The sequence below is a fragment of the Campylobacter sp. CFSAN093241 genome, assembly GCF_012889595.1.
GTDB classification, from domain to species: Bacteria; Campylobacterota; Campylobacteria; order Campylobacterales; family Campylobacteraceae; genus Campylobacter_D; species Campylobacter_D jejuni.
Window position 1 is genome coordinate 1,296,685 of sequence record NZ_CP040612.1, and the last position, 13,697, is coordinate 1,310,381.

Here is a 13,697-nt window from a genome sequence, read left to right on the forward strand (position 1 = left end):
AAAGATTTGTTTTTTAAGCATATATTGAGTTTAAAAGTGCTTATAGCTTTACTTTTATTCTTTGGAATGATAAGTTTATTTATAGGAGTTATCAGTATCAATGTAAAAGATATTCTTAATCTTAACTCCACTCAACTAGAAATCATAACTCTCACAAGAATTCCTAGACTTATAGCAATTTTACTCACAGGAATGAGTCTTAGTATATGTGGGCTTATCATGCAACAACTCACGCAAAATAAATTCGTTTCCCCAACTACAGCAGGGACCATGGATTGTGCTAAATTTGGCATACTTATTTCTTTAATATTTTTTACTGGAGCGTCTTTTTTCACTCAAGCTATCATTGCTTCTATATTTGCACTTTTGGGTTCTTTTATATTTATCCAAATTTTAAGAAAAATCAAACTCAAAGATGTGATTTTTGTACCTTTGATAGGCTTGATGTTTGGAGGTATTATTAGTGCTATAACCACTTTTTTTGCCTATGCTTTAAATTATATACAAAATATCCAAGGTTGGCTACAAGGCAGTATGGCAAATGTTATGCAGGGAAATTATGAATTGCTCTACATTTCTTTACCACTTTTTATACTTGCTTATTTTTTAGCTCATAAAATCACCATAGTTGGCATGGGTGAAGATATAGCTTTAAATCTTGGAATTTCTTATAATGGTATATTATTTTTAGGCTTAATGATTGTAAGCATTATCACTAGCTTAGTGATTGTAAGCGTTGGGATTATCCCTTTTTTAGGGCTAATTATCCCAAATTTAGTAGCTCTTTATCTAGGTGATAATCTTAGAAAAAATCTTATCTATATAGCACTTTGTGGAGCTTTGTTTTTACTTGTTTGCGATATCATTTCAAGACTTGTTATCTTTCCTTTTGAAATGCCTTTAAGTATCACTACAGGTGTTTTAGGGTCTTTAATCTTTATCTTTCTTTTACTAAAAAGGAAAGTTTATGCGTAAAAAAATGCTAATTTTAAGCTTTTTAACACTTAACATGATAGGGATTTTTATATTTGTGGGTTTAAATGGCTTTGATGAGTATGCCTTAAAAAGTCGTTTTTTACAAATTGCGGCTATTATTATAGTAGCTATTTGTATCGCTGTTTCAACAGTGATTTTTCAAACTTTATGCAATAACAAAATTCTAACCCCTGCTATCATAGGATTAGATTCTTTATATATGTTGCTTCAAAGTGCTCTTATCTTTTCTTTTGGTGCGGCTAATTTAAGTGTTTATAAAAACGATATCAATTTTTTAATCACTCTAGTTTGTATGGTGGTTTTTTCACTAGGACTTTATAAGATTTTATTTAGTAGTGATAGAAGTATTTATCTTATCATGCTTTTAGGTTTAGTTTTTGGAACACTTTTTAGCACTTTAAGCTCTTTTTTTGAAGTACTAATCGACCCTGATGAATTCATGGTAATACAAGGAAGAATGTTTGCTAGTTTTGATAATATTGCTTTTGATGTTTTAATTCTTGCTTATATTATTAGCTTTTTAAGTTTTATATGGATTTTTCGCTATATGAAATTTTTAGATCCTTTAAATTTAGGCAAAGATTTAGCGATAAATTTAGGGATAAATTATCAAAAAATTTCAAAACAATTGATGATTATCATAGCTATTTTAACTTCTATTAGCACCGCACTTGTAGGTCCTATAACCTTTTTAGGACTTTTAGTAGTAAATATCACTTATGAGCTATTTAAAACTGCAAAGCATAGTATTTTGCTAAGCGCTTGTATACTTATTAGTATTTTGGCTTTGCTTGGAGGGGTGTTTTTTGTCTCTAGAGTTTTTGATTATAATGCCACTATAAGCGTGGTTATTAATTTCTTAGGTGGGATATATTTTATCTATCTTGTATTAAAGGGTAATAAATTATGATTAAACTAAAAAATATCACCAAATTTTATGATAATAAAGTCATTATTTCAGATCTTAGCCTTGATTTTCATAAAGGCAAAATCACTTCTATAATAGGAGCCAATGGCGCTGGAAAATCCACTCTTTTAGCTCTAGCAAGTCGTTTGATAAAACCTAGTAGTGGAGAAATTTATATCGATGGAATGAATTTAAAAAATTATAAAGAGCAAATCTTAGCACAAAAAATTTCCATTCTCAAACAACAAAACAATATCAATTTAAGATTAAAAGTTGAAGAATTAGTCGCTTTTGGGCGTTTTCCGCATTCTCAAGGAAGACTTAATACAAACGATAAAATCAAAATCAATGAAGCTTTAGAATACATGGAACTTAGCAACTTAAGAAATGAATTTTTAGATACATTAAGCGGGGGACAAAAGCAAAGAGCTTTTATAGCCATGATCATCGCTCAGGATACTGAATTTATAATGTTTGATGAACCTTTGAACAATCTTGATATGAAGCATAGCGTACAAATCATGCAACTAATGAAAAATTTAGTCAAAGACTTTAACAAAAGTATAGCTGTTGTATTACATGATATTAATTTTGCTTCGATTTATTCTGATGAAATCATAGCCTTAAAAGATGGGAAGCTTTTAAAACAAGGCTCAAAAGATGAAATCATCAATCAAGAAAATTTAAAACAAATTTATGATATGGATATACCCGTAAGTCAAATTAATGGTAAGAAAATTTGTATTTATTTTTAAAAAGGAGAAAATATGAAAAAATCTTTAGTTTTTGCATTTTTTGCATTTTTTTTAAGTCTAATCTTAACAGCTTGTAATTCAAACTCAAATGAAAACAACGCAAGTTCTACAACAAAAACCAACACTGCTACGGTGAAAGTTTTGCCTATTAGTATGAGCGATGAGGGTGATAGTTTTTTAGTGAAGGATAGTCTAGGAGAAAATAAAATCCCTAAAAATCCTTCTAAGGTAGTGATCTTAGATCTTGGAATTTTAGATACTTTTGATGCTTTAAAATTAAATGATAAAGTCGTTGGCGTTCCTGCTAAAAATTTACCAAAATACCTACAACAATTTAAAAACAAACCTAGTGTAGGTGGAGTACAACAAGTTGATTTTGAAGCCATTAATGCTTTAAAACCTGATCTTATCATCATTTCTGGACGCCAAAGTAAATTTTATGACAAATTAAAAGAAATAGCTCCAACTTTATTTGTAGGTCTTGATAATGCAAATTTTTTAAGCTCTTTTGAAAACAATGTCTTAAGCGTTGCAAAACTTTATGGTTTAGAAAAAGAAGCTTTAGAAAAAATTTCAGATATTAAAAATGAAATTGAAAAAGCCAAAAGTATAGTTGATGAAGATAAAAAAGCTCTTATCATTCTTACAAATTCTAACAAAATTTCAGCCTTTGGTCCTCAATCTCGCTTTGGGATTATTCACGATGTTTTAGGGATTAACGCGGTAGATGAGAATATAAAAGTAGGCACACACGGAAAAAGTATCAATTCTGAATTTATATTAGAAAAAAATCCTGATTATATTTTTGTTGTTGATAGAAATGTCATCTTAGGCAACAAAGAACGTGCTCAAGGCATACTCGATAATGCACTTGTCGCTAAAACCAAAGCAGCGCAAAACAAAAAAATCATCTATCTTGATCCAGAATACTGGTATTTAGCAAGTGGAAATGGACTAGAGTCTTTAAAAACTATGATTTTAGAAATCAAAAACGCTGTAAAATAATATAACTTCGCAAGGGCTAGTCTCTTGCTTCGATACTTAATAAAATACTTGGGATTTTCAAGAAAGTTTTAGTGGCGGACAGAGAGGGATTTGAACCCTCGAGACCCGTTAAGATCTGCACCCTTAGCAGGGGTGTGGTTTCAGCCACTCACCCATCTGTCCAATAAAGTAAAGTATGATTATACAAAAAAATAAATAATACCTAGCTTAAAAAGCTAGGAAAAATCAAAGGCTAAGATAAGCCAAAAGCAAAGTTACAACAACCCCTACTCCAAGAACTGCAAATTGTTTACTTCTATCTTTTTTATTTGCAAACAAAGTAATCATAAGCCCTGAAATATAAAGCATAAATAAAGTAATACCAAAACCTACGCTAAGCACAGAAAAATACCAAGCACCCTTATCTTTATGAAGCATAATCATATCTCCAAGTAAAGATCTTGTTTTTAAGGTAATATTGTATTCATTAGTAGAATTTTGAGTTATATTAGCACTATAATGAGTTCCACCTATTGTTATACCTTTATCTTTACTTTTAATTATATTTGTATTAGATGGTACTTTTAAACCATTTGTTTTTAAATACTCTATTAAAGCTTCTCTTTCTTTACCACTTTCTATAACTTTTGACAATTGATACTGCTCAACTTTTAAGCCCACATCTTGATTAATACCAAAAATATACACTATACCCGTTAAAGCAAAAAGCAAAGCACAAGGCAAAAAGAACAAACTAAGATAGATATGAACCTGTCTAAACAATTTATTTTTATTGATCATTTTAACTCCTTTTTGATTATCAAAATTTGTGATATTTTGACAAAACAAAGTGAAGCAAAAGTGAATTTTAAATAAAAAGTTTATATTTTTTAAAACAAAGAAAAGAAAAAGCCCTATGATTATAGGGCTTAAGAATTATTTTTTATCAATCACTTGATAATTATAAGGAGCAAGCTCTTTATCATGCTCTAAAAGTTCTTTTGGAGGATTGCCATTAACATCTTTTTCATCTGCATAGTAACGCTCTCCAGCTTTATGATTATTAACATCTACTTTATAATAAAGCTCTCCTGGATTAAATTTTTGAATATCTTCAAAACCTAAATTTGAAGTTTTAAAATCTTTAATTCCATTTGCCGCTGCAATTTCTACAAGTTTAGTTTGTCCCATTCTTGCCATATCAACAGCTTGCAATAACATTCTTGAAGCTTCGCGAGGATTATGGAAACCAGTTGAGTTTTCAGCATTAACAAAATCCGCTCTCATTTGAGCTTTACGATGAAGTTCTAAAACTTCTTTTAGCTCTTCGCTAATTTTTTTCGCATCAGCTTTTCCATCGCTTTGGAATTTTTCCATATTGCCTAGTTCATCGCGTAATTTTTTAGTATCCATAATCAAACTAACAATTGCATACTCTGCAGTTCTTTGATCATGTGCAACGCTGTTTTGTATGTCAAGCACTTGAGCTTTTAAATAATCTTCACTTTGTTTATGACAAGACTTACAAGCAGAGTTAATATCTCTTAAAGGAGAAGTGATATTGTGTTGAGTAACCTTTTTAGCTCCTTCTCTAACATAAGGCATATGACAATCCACGCAACTTACTCCATTTGCAGCATGCACACCGCCACTATAAAGTTCACTTTCTGGATGTTGAATTTTAATAATTTGCGCTCCTGTTAATTTATGAGTAAAATCAGCTCCAAATACTCCACGAACTTTATCATAATAATCATCTAGCATTTCAATTCTAAATGGTTGTCCTTTTTTCCACTCACTCCAAGGAAAAGTTAAAACTATACCATCGGTTTCAATCTCTTTAGCTTTATTGCCATCTCTCCAAAACTCATACTCATCATAATTTTTCTGAGTTCCATTCCACCATTTTTTAGAACTATCATCTACAATAGTTTCACCCATTACTTTTACTTTTTCCCCTGTTGGTTTAAAATAGTATTCAACATGACATTGAGAGCAAACTAAAGTTCTCATTTCTTCTCTTGTAGCTTTTACGCCTTGTACTGGATCTTTTTCATATCCTCTAGAAACTAAAGCATTAATAGCTGCTGGACGAGTAAGTCTTAAACTCATATCATTTGGATTGTGACAATCTGCACAAGTTACACCCATTCTTTTACCACCATGTGGGCCTGCATGTTCAGGTGAATTTTCTACTATACCATCAACAGCTGGGATATTTTTAATCATAGTCCAATAATTTGTAGAGTTAAAAGCAGTAAAATCTCCTTTAGCAACATTTTTTATAAGCCATGGAGTCCATCCACTATGACAATTCATACAAGCTGCAGGTTGACCTTTAAAAGCAGCAAGTCCATGGGCATTAAGAAAATCTTTGTTGTTTCTTGCTGTTTTCATTTGATCTACTTGAACCCAAAAATGCCCTCTTTCTTCATTGAAATCAAGACTAAAAGGATATCCTGCCCAAAGTATGGTTAATTGAGGAAAGCGAATTAATTTTGAATAAGCTAAATTACCACCAAATTCAGTAGCCTTAGGCTCTTCTTTTTCAACCGTTAAATACATTTTTAGTTGCTCTGGAAAAACCTTACCCCATTTTTCAAAATTTGGATCATCATCGCTAAGCAAAGAAAAATCAGCATTTGCTGCAATGGCATTTTTATTTGCTTCATCTTCTTTTTTTTGATTGATATCATTATTTAGCCATAAAACTCCCGCTATAAGTAAAACCAAAACGACAATACCTAAGCGTAAAATATTTTTTTTCATTCATCTTCTCCTTATTAAATTCCGTGTTTATGTCCAACATCTTTATGACAAGAAGCACAATTTAATGACTTGTCTGCATGTGGATTTGTTGTAGCATTGATAGCTGTTTGAGCAAAATCTGCATGACAGCGTATGCAGTTTTCTTGCACCATTTTTCTGCTTTTTTCAGTCGCACTCAAATTTGTAGGCAACTCATCAAGTTTAAAAGTAAAAGCATAAGCATGTCCTAAACCACTTTGCGCTTTAGCTATCCACTTAGCTACAAAATTATGTGGCAAATGACAATCCACACAAGTTGCTCTTGGTTCGCCTTTGACTTTTTGAGAGTGTGGTCCTGCCATGTATTCGTTATAAACTTCATTCATAATATGGCAGTTATTACAAGATTCACTTGCATTGCTTAAATAAGATGTGCCCTTAGCGTTATAAAAAGTATAAAACCCAACCGCAAAGAAAACAAAAAGCAAAACAAGAAAAATAGTAAAAAGATTCGAAGTTTTCTTCAAAATTTTCCTCCTTAAAATTATCATTTCTTAAAATCTTCAATGAAACAACAATGTCACAGAATTTCCCAGAAATAAATTTTGTGATTCTAACATAGATGAATTTAATATAATTTTAAAGATATATTTACTCTTAATTAACCTAAAAAATTTAAAACTTTTATTCAATAATTTCAAAATAAATGATAAAATACAACTAAAAAAGGAAAAATTAATGCAAACAAGTCCTGATATGTTTATCAATCGCGAACTTTCTTGGCTTCGCTTTAATTCTCGTGTTTTAGACCAATGTTCTAAAAATTTACCCTTGTTAGAAAAATTAAAATTTATAGCTATATATTGCACTAATTTAGATGAATTTTATATGATACGCGTCGCAGGCTTAAAACAACTTTTTTCAGCTGGAGTTAATGCAAGCAGTAGCGATGAAATGACCCCGTTACAACAATTAAAAGCCATACGCAAATACTTACACCAAGAAAAAGAACTTTTGGAGCGTTATTTTAATGAAATCACAAGTGAACTAGAAAAAGAAAATCTTTTCATAAAACATTATGAGAATTTAGATGAAAATTTAAAACAAAAATGTGATGAGTATTTTTTCTCCAATATTTTTCCTGTTATTGTTCCAATAGCTGTTGATGCTACTCACCCTTTTCCGCATTTAAACAACTTATCTTTTTCACTAGCGGTTAAAATTTGCGATAAAGCGCATCCTGAACTTGTAAAATTTGGAATGATTAGAATTCCAAGAGTTTTACCTCGTTTTTATGAAGTAAGTGCAAATATTTATGTTCCTATAGAAAGTATAGTCCATCAACACGCAGAAGAAATTTTTCCAGGCTATAAACTCTTAGCTTCAGCAGCATTTAGAGTGACTAGAAATGCAGATATGGTAATAGAAGAGGAAGAAGCTGATGATTTTATGATGATTTTAGAACAAGGCTTAAAACTTCGCAGAAAAGGAGCTTTTGTAAGATTGCAAATTCAAAAAGATGCAGATGAGCAAATCGTAGAATTTCTTAATACTCACATGAAAATTTTTCATAAAGATGTTTATGAATATTCTATTTTACTCAATCTCCCTAGCCTTTGGCAAATCGCAGGAAATAAAACCTTTACGCATCTTTTAAGCCCACTTTACACGCCTAAAACTTTACCACCTTTTGATGAGAATTTATCTATTTTTGATGCTGTAGAAAAAGAAGATATACTCATCATACAACCTTTTGAAAGTTTTGATCCAGTTTATAAATTTATCAAAGAAGCAAGCAAAGATCCTGAAGTAATTTCCATAAGAATGACACTTTATAGAGTGGAAAAAAATTCCAATATAGTTCAAGCTTTAATTGATGCTGCAAGTGATGGAAAACAAGTAACTGTGATGGTAGAATTAAAAGCACGCTTTGATGAAGAAAATAATCTTCATTGGGCGAAAGCTTTAGAAAATGCCGGAGCTCATGTTATTTATGGCATTACAGGTTTTAAAGTCCACGCTAAGGTTTCTCAAGTCATACGCAAACAAGGAGATAAACTTAAATTTTATATGCATTTAAGCACAGGAAATTATAATGCAAGCAGTGCTAAAATCTATACTGATGTGAGTTATTTTACAAGCAAAGCAGAATTTGCAAGAGATACGACAAGCTTTTTCCACATCTTATCGGGCTTTAGTAAAAATCGTCGCCTTCAAACTCTTTCAATGAGCCCAAATCAAATCAAAGAAAAAGTTTTAGAAATGATACGCATTGAAACAAGCAAGAAAAATGAAGGTGTGATTGTAGCTAAAATGAATTCTCTTGTGGATAGTGATATCATACAAGCGCTTTATGAAGCAAGTATGGAAGGAGTGCAAATCGATCTTATCATACGCGGAATTTGTTGCTTAAAACCTGATGAAGAATACAGCAAAAACATACGCGTTAGAAGCATCATAGGAAAATACTTAGAACATGCTAGAGTATTTTATTTTAAACATAGTGAGCCAAATTATTTTATATCGAGTGCAGATTGGATGCCAAGAAATTTAGAGCGTCGCTTAGAACTTATGACTCCTATATATGATGAAAGAAGCAAAGCTAAATTAGCTCAATTTTTACGCTTGCAACTTAGTGATAATGTTTTAGCTTATAAGCTTAAAAATAATGGAGAATATGAAAAAATTCCTTCTTCTGAAAAAATCATAGATTCTCAACAAACCTTAGAAGAATATGTAAGTAAAATTTATAAAACACTTAAAAAAGATACAGATCAAAGTCGTGCAACGCACTTAGCTTCCAAACTTTTCAAAGAAAACTAAAAGTTTTTAGGGTTTTTTACTCTAAAGACTTATTTACTTGTTTGTTATAAAAAAGGGCTTTAAGATAAAGCCCTAGGAGATTTCCCATAGAAATAAACAATTATTTCTAAACTATAAAAAGATTTAGAAATGATTTTTAAGATTAAAATTTATACTTAAGTCCTACTTGACCACTTAAGTAAGTTTCATTTTTATTATCTACTTTACCTGCTAGTATTTGTTTAGCACCAAAGCCAAGATTCATACTGAGTTGATTTGTAAAATCTACATTACCCCCTACGATAATTTGTCCGTATGTTTTTTTCTTGTTGTTAGCTTCAATACTAGTAAAGAAAGCATTATTTACAGCTAGGTTATCTGTGTAATCATCACCACTATTGATAACAAATTGTTCTATTTTTGGAGTTACAAAAATATAAGAGTTTTCATTCATATATTTTCTAAATTCAGCACCCACTTCAACACTTACAGAATTGTTTTTCATAGAATCAATATCTTTAGCAATAGCACCATTTTCTGTATGAAATGGAGTATAACTAAAATAATAATTTACTCCCGCAAAAGGTTTAATAAATAAAGTATTATCACTAAAGTCAAACACACGACCTGCATTAGCACTAAGTCCTAAGAATTTGCTTGTATAATCTGAGTTATATGCACCATCTATTTGAACATTGTCTTGTTTAGTTGGAGAAACTTGAGCATAAGCTTTAAGATTAAGTTCCCATTGTGGAGCTATATTGATAGTAGAATACATACCTAATTGGAAGTTATCGCTTTTTTGTTCTAAATTATTGTCTTTGATTTTAGCATTTGCATAAGTAAAATAAGCACCCCATAAAACATCATCATTAGCTTGTTTATCTACTCCCACGGTAGCACCATACATTGCACCACTATCTCCATCGATAATGTTAGCACCACCAAAAGCATTAGCCCAAACACTATTGGTATATTCATTTACATAGCTTGGTCTCATATCGCTATCTAAAGCAGCAAATTTAAGGCCATTCATTTTAGAAGCATAAGTTCCAAAAGGATTGTTTAACATTGCTACACGAGAACCTATAGAAACATCATTAGAAATATTCATAGTGGTATTTACTGCACTAGAAGCTGAATTTAGATTAGATACAGATTTACCTGTATTGTCTGTGTCTTTTTTGATTTGTAGGGCTAGTTTTACACCTTCTCTACTTGCTAAATCTGCTCCTATACTTCCTAATTGTTCTGTGATAGAACGAAGTGCTAGGATAGAAGCTTTATCATTAGAGTTAAGATTTCAATTTGAATTTTTATTTACTAAATCAATGTATTTTTCATCATCGATTTTACCGCCGTTTTTCTCAGCTTCTTCTAACATTGTTTGAAGTTCAGTTTTTTGTTTTTCAAGAGCTTCTTTGGCTTTTGCCCATTCTTCATCTTGATCGGAATCAAATTCATTTTCAAGCAATTTATCGATAGTATCTATATCTACTTGAAGTTGAACTAGCTTATCTTTAGCCGCTGCAGTAGCACCTCCATTGATCACTAAGCATTTATTGCCACCGCAGTTTTGAACGCTAAGTTTATAATCTACTAAGCCTTTTTCTCCATCGCCGTATTTATCTTCATCACTAATATCTATTATAGTTCCTGCTTCCAAAGGATCTTTGCCTTGAACATCGGTTGAGATATAATCACTTGCGAATTTTAAAAGTAATGCACCTGCGTTATTATTTGCTTTTAAAATGTTTTCATTGAAATCTTTAGCTTGAACTATTACTACATTATTTGCTTCTAAGTCTGTATAAGAGTGTTTCATAAGTCCAAAATTTGAATTTGTAAGATTTGCAGCTCCATTTACCTTAACAAAATTTCCATAAGTAGCAAAAAGAGTTTTATCGGCAGTAAAATTTCCATTTATAGTTAAACTACCATTAGCACTTTTTCCTTCAACTGCTCCATTATAAAGAATTATACCTGAACCTTTTTTTCATCCTCAGTAATGGCTTCACCTCCTGAGCTAGTCATAGTTAAATTTCCATTAATCACCGAAGGTGCAAAAGCTTGTAAAACTATATCTGTTGTTTTAACCTCTTTAGCAGTAGCGTTTAGATTTGTTACATAAGCAGGATTTTCTTTATTGTTATGTGTAAAGCTTAAAGTATTGTCTTTACCGATATCAATGTTAAATCGATAATCAGCGCTATCATAATCATCGTTTGGTAAATCCCAAACACCCATTTTGATACTTAAATCTTGCCCTTTGTACTTATTAGGATTTTTAAGATTGATATCCTTACCATTTTCTTCAAAATAATTTCCCACATCTGAAGATTGTGTAAGATTGATTTCTTCAGCAAAAGCACTCGAATAAAGCAAAGTTGCTACACCTAAGCTTAGCAATATCTTGCTCGAAGCATTTTTTTTCATAAGTTTCTCCTTCAATAAATTTAAACTGAAGGAATAATTATATCCCCTAAAAATAAGCTTAAAAATAAAACTATAAATTTTTAATGAAAAATTATAAAACCTAATATATCAAAGTTTTAAGGGTAATAAATCGTTCTTAACTTCATATAAAAAATTCTAAAAATTTGAAATAAACTTATGATTTACTTAAAATTAGCGTGATGGTGGAAGCGAGGGGAATCGAACCCCTGTCCAAAAATAATCCCACAAAGACCTCTACATGCTTAGCAAAGATGACTACTTCACCCTACTTCGCTCATCTTCCAAAACTCAAAAGCAAGGCTAAGACTTTATTTCACCTCAACGCTTGTCAAACGCAAGGCTACACTATCAAAGATGACCGAAAATTAAGCTAGATAGTATGACTTAAATTTCAGGCTCAACTGAACTTACGCAGCTTTAGCGTAAGCAGGAGCGAATTTAACGTTGTTTGCGTTTAATTTTATTTGGGCTTTTTACGCTTTGCCCAAAGCGACATGCCATCTAAGCAGACTTACTCCTGTCGAAACCAAGTCGCTCCCTTATTTAGAAATAATATTTGGAACATTAACAATTAAAGGATTAAAAACCGCTAAAACAGAATCATCATTTTCATATGAACGACAATATTTTTCAAACTGATCACTCATCAAAAGCATCCAATCCGTAAATTCATCACTAGCAGGCCCATTAAAGCGATTTGCTTGCGCCATCATCTCTTCACAAAATACACAAAAATCAGTCACTTCTTCAAGATTTAAGCGTCTTGCTGCCCAAGCGGTATTGTGTGCTAAAGTTTCAAGCTCTTTTATGGCTTCTTTATAACGCACGCTATCGCTTCCAAGCTTGATGATTAAAGGTTCAAACCTATCGCACATGGTTCTAAAAAATTGTAAAAATTTTTCTATATCGTCAATTTCATAATCTAATTCTAATTTTGTTAAAATTCCCATTTTTAAACCATAATCATTAAAGTTTAATGTAAATTCTAGCAAATTTTAGCTAAAATCTTATTTTAATTTTTCCAAAATATAAGCAAAGATATGGATAGAATAGTAGAAATAGAAAAATACTCCTTTGATGAAACTTACGAAACTTCGTTGCGTCCTTCAAATTTTGATGGTTATATAGGTCAAGAAAGCATTAAAAAAAATTTAAATATCTTTATAGCTGCAGCCAAAAAACGCAATGAATGTTTAGATCATATACTTTTTAGTGGTCCTGCAGGACTTGGAAAAACAACACTAGCTAATATCATCTCCTATGAAATGGGTGCAAATATCAAAACAACCGCCGCTCCTATGATAGAAAAAAGCGGAGATTTAGCCGCTATTTTAACCAATCTTAGCGAAGGAGATATACTTTTTATCGATGAAATTCATCGCTTAAGTCCTGCTATCGAAGAAGTGCTTTACCCTGCAATGGAGGATTACCGCCTTGATATTATCATAGGTAGTGGTCCAGCTGCTCAAACCATAAAAATCGATTTACCAAAATTTACTCTTATAGGGGCTACAACGCGTGCAGGTATGCTTAGCAATCCTTTACGTGATCGTTTTGGTATGCAATTTAGATTAGAATTTTACAAAGATAGCGAACTTGCCCTAATCTTGCAAAAAGCAGCTTTAAAACTTAATAAAACTTGCGAAGAAAAAGCCGCACTTGAGATCGCTAAAAGAAGTCGTTCAACTCCTAGAATAGCTCTAAGGCTTTTAAAAAGAGTTAGAGATTTTGCCGATGTTAATGATGAAGAGATTATCACAGAAAAAAGAGCTAATGAGGCCTTAAATTCTTTAGGAGTTAATGAGCTTGGTTTTGATGCGATGGATTTAAGATATCTTGAACTTTTAACCGCTGCCAAACAAAAACCTATCGGACTTGCAAGTATTGCTGCGGCTTTAAGTGAAGATGAAAATACCATAGAAGATGTAATCGAGCCTTATTTATTAGCTAATGGCTATATAGAACGCACTGCAAAAGGGCGTATAGCAAGTGCAAAAAGTTATAGTGCTTTAAAACTAAACTATGAAAAAACTTTATTTGAGGAGTAA

General features: G+C 31.5%; 13 protein-coding genes, 1 tRNA gene and 1 other RNA gene. 6 read left to right on the plus strand and 9 right to left on the minus strand.

The annotated features are described in order from the left end of the window. The first annotated feature begins 6 nt into the window (after nucleotides 1–6). From FBE96_RS06625 to ceuB, 4 genes are read left to right on the plus strand one after another with little or no spacing between them, the layout of a single operon-like run. On the plus strand, nucleotides 7–975 hold the full coding sequence (locus tag FBE96_RS06625) for an ABC transporter permease (RefSeq protein ID WP_002872671.1): 969 nt from the start codon (nucleotides 7–9) through the stop codon (nucleotides 973–975). Then, nucleotides 968–1,906 carry an iron chelate uptake ABC transporter family permease subunit gene (locus FBE96_RS06630; RefSeq protein ID WP_002854141.1) on the plus strand — a complete coding sequence of 313 codons (939 nt, stop codon included), beginning with the start codon at nucleotides 968–970 and terminating at the stop codon, nucleotides 1,904–1,906. The genes FBE96_RS06625 and FBE96_RS06630 overlap by 8 nt, the downstream gene beginning before the upstream one ends. Beyond that, nucleotides 1,903–2,658 carry an ABC transporter ATP-binding protein gene (locus tag FBE96_RS06635; protein ID WP_002858409.1) on the plus strand — a complete coding sequence of 252 codons (756 nt, stop codon included), beginning with the start codon at nucleotides 1,903–1,905 and terminating at the stop codon, nucleotides 2,656–2,658. Before FBE96_RS06630 ends, FBE96_RS06635 begins: the two co-directional genes overlap by 4 nt. Before the next feature lie 12 nt (nucleotides 2,659–2,670). Beyond that, nucleotides 2,671–3,663: an enterochelin ABC transporter substrate-binding protein CeuB gene (ceuB, locus tag FBE96_RS06640; protein ID WP_002852385.1), complete on the plus strand. Its 993-nt coding sequence runs from the start codon at nucleotides 2,671–2,673 to the stop codon at nucleotides 3,661–3,663. Between the two features lie 72 nt (nucleotides 3,664–3,735). Here ceuB and FBE96_RS06645 read toward each other — a convergent pair. The 4 genes from FBE96_RS06645 to nrfH all read right to left on the minus strand — a co-directional run bounded on the left by FBE96_RS06645 (nucleotide 3,736) and on the right by nrfH (nucleotide 6,941). Continuing rightward, nucleotides 3,736–3,825, minus strand: a tRNA-Ser gene (locus FBE96_RS06645). 63 nt (nucleotides 3,826–3,888) lie between these two features. After that, on the minus strand, nucleotides 3,889–4,443 hold the full coding sequence (locus FBE96_RS06650; RefSeq protein WP_002871963.1) for a membrane protein: 555 nt from the start codon (nucleotides 4,441–4,443) through the stop codon (nucleotides 3,889–3,891). A gap of 135 nt (nucleotides 4,444–4,578) precedes the next feature. Further along, nucleotides 4,579–6,411, minus strand: a complete 1,833-nt coding sequence (locus FBE96_RS06655; protein WP_002867305.1) for an ammonia-forming cytochrome c nitrite reductase subunit c552 — start codon at nucleotides 6,409–6,411, stop codon at nucleotides 4,579–4,581. Between the two features lie 14 nt (nucleotides 6,412–6,425). Then, on the minus strand, nucleotides 6,426–6,941 hold the full coding sequence (nrfH, locus tag FBE96_RS06660; protein WP_010891930.1) for a cytochrome c nitrite reductase small subunit: 516 nt from the start codon (nucleotides 6,939–6,941) through the stop codon (nucleotides 6,426–6,428). Nucleotides 6,942–7,104: 163 nt separating this feature from the next. Here nrfH and FBE96_RS06665 point away from each other — a divergent pair, with 163 nt between their 5' ends. Further along, nucleotides 7,105–9,213 carry an RNA degradosome polyphosphate kinase gene (locus FBE96_RS06665; protein WP_223209795.1) on the plus strand — a complete coding sequence of 703 codons (2,109 nt, stop codon included), beginning with the start codon at nucleotides 7,105–7,107 and terminating at the stop codon, nucleotides 9,211–9,213. A 142-nt stretch (nucleotides 9,214–9,355) separates the two neighbouring features. Here the strand turns inward: FBE96_RS06665 and FBE96_RS08725 are convergent, their stop codons facing one another. The 5 genes from FBE96_RS08725 to FBE96_RS06680 all read right to left on the minus strand — a co-directional run bounded on the left by FBE96_RS08725 (nucleotide 9,356) and on the right by FBE96_RS06680 (nucleotide 12,599). After that, nucleotides 9,356–10,306, minus strand: coding sequence for an autotransporter outer membrane beta-barrel domain-containing protein (locus tag FBE96_RS08725; RefSeq protein ID WP_002871964.1), 951 nt, complete (start codon nucleotides 10,304–10,306; stop codon nucleotides 9,356–9,358). 189 nt (nucleotides 10,307–10,495) lie between these two features. Further along, nucleotides 10,496–11,017: a hypothetical protein gene (locus tag FBE96_RS08730; protein ID WP_002799188.1), complete on the minus strand. Its 522-nt coding sequence runs from the start codon at nucleotides 11,015–11,017 to the stop codon at nucleotides 10,496–10,498. 152 nt (nucleotides 11,018–11,169) lie between these two features. Beyond that, nucleotides 11,170–11,628, minus strand: coding sequence for a hypothetical protein (locus tag FBE96_RS08735; protein ID WP_002871965.1), 459 nt, complete (start codon nucleotides 11,626–11,628; stop codon nucleotides 11,170–11,172). A gap of 201 nt (nucleotides 11,629–11,829) precedes the next feature. Next, nucleotides 11,830–12,188, minus strand: a transfer-messenger RNA (tmRNA) gene (gene ssrA, locus FBE96_RS06675). Then, entirely contained in the window at nucleotides 12,189–12,599 is a 411-nt protein-coding gene (locus FBE96_RS06680) for a hypothetical protein (RefSeq protein ID WP_002783915.1), read from the minus strand. Between the two features lie 90 nt (nucleotides 12,600–12,689). Between FBE96_RS06680 and ruvB the strand changes: the two genes are divergently transcribed. Further along, entirely contained in the window at nucleotides 12,690–13,697 is a 1,008-nt protein-coding gene (ruvB, locus tag FBE96_RS06685; protein ID WP_002859650.1) for a Holliday junction branch migration DNA helicase RuvB, read from the plus strand.

Excerpts from the sequence above, each read along its gene's own strand:
- FBE96_RS06630 (WP_002854141.1), top strand. The coding sequence starts at position 968 with ATGCGTAAAAAAATGCTAATTTTAAGCTTTTTAACACTTAACATGATA.
- FBE96_RS06635 (WP_002858409.1), top strand. The coding sequence starts at position 1,903 with ATGATTAAACTAAAAAATATCACCAAATTTTATGATAATAAAGTCATT.
- ceuB (WP_002852385.1), top strand. The coding sequence starts at position 2,671 with ATGAAAAAATCTTTAGTTTTTGCATTTTTTGCATTTTTTTTAAGTCTA.
- FBE96_RS06650 (WP_002871963.1), bottom strand. The coding sequence starts at position 4,443 with ATGATCAATAAAAATAAATTGTTTAGACAGGTTCATATCTATCTTAGT.
- FBE96_RS06655 (WP_002867305.1), bottom strand. The coding sequence starts at position 6,411 with ATGAAAAAAAATATTTTACGCTTAGGTATTGTCGTTTTGGTTTTACTT.
- nrfH (WP_010891930.1), bottom strand. The coding sequence starts at position 6,941 with ATGATAATTTTAAGGAGGAAAATTTTGAAGAAAACTTCGAATCTTTTT.
- FBE96_RS08725 (WP_002871964.1), bottom strand. The coding sequence starts at position 10,306 with ATGAATATTTCTAATGATGTTTCTATAGGTTCTCGTGTAGCAATGTTA.
- FBE96_RS08730 (WP_002799188.1), bottom strand. The coding sequence starts at position 11,017 with ATGAAACACTCTTATACAGACTTAGAAGCAAATAATGTAGTAATAGTT.
- FBE96_RS08735 (WP_002871965.1), bottom strand. The coding sequence starts at position 11,628 with ATGAAAAAAAATGCTTCGAGCAAGATATTGCTAAGCTTAGGTGTAGCA.
- FBE96_RS06680 (WP_002783915.1), bottom strand. The coding sequence starts at position 12,599 with ATGGGAATTTTAACAAAATTAGAATTAGATTATGAAATTGACGATATA.
- ruvB (WP_002859650.1), top strand. The coding sequence starts at position 12,690 with ATGGATAGAATAGTAGAAATAGAAAAATACTCCTTTGATGAAACTTAC.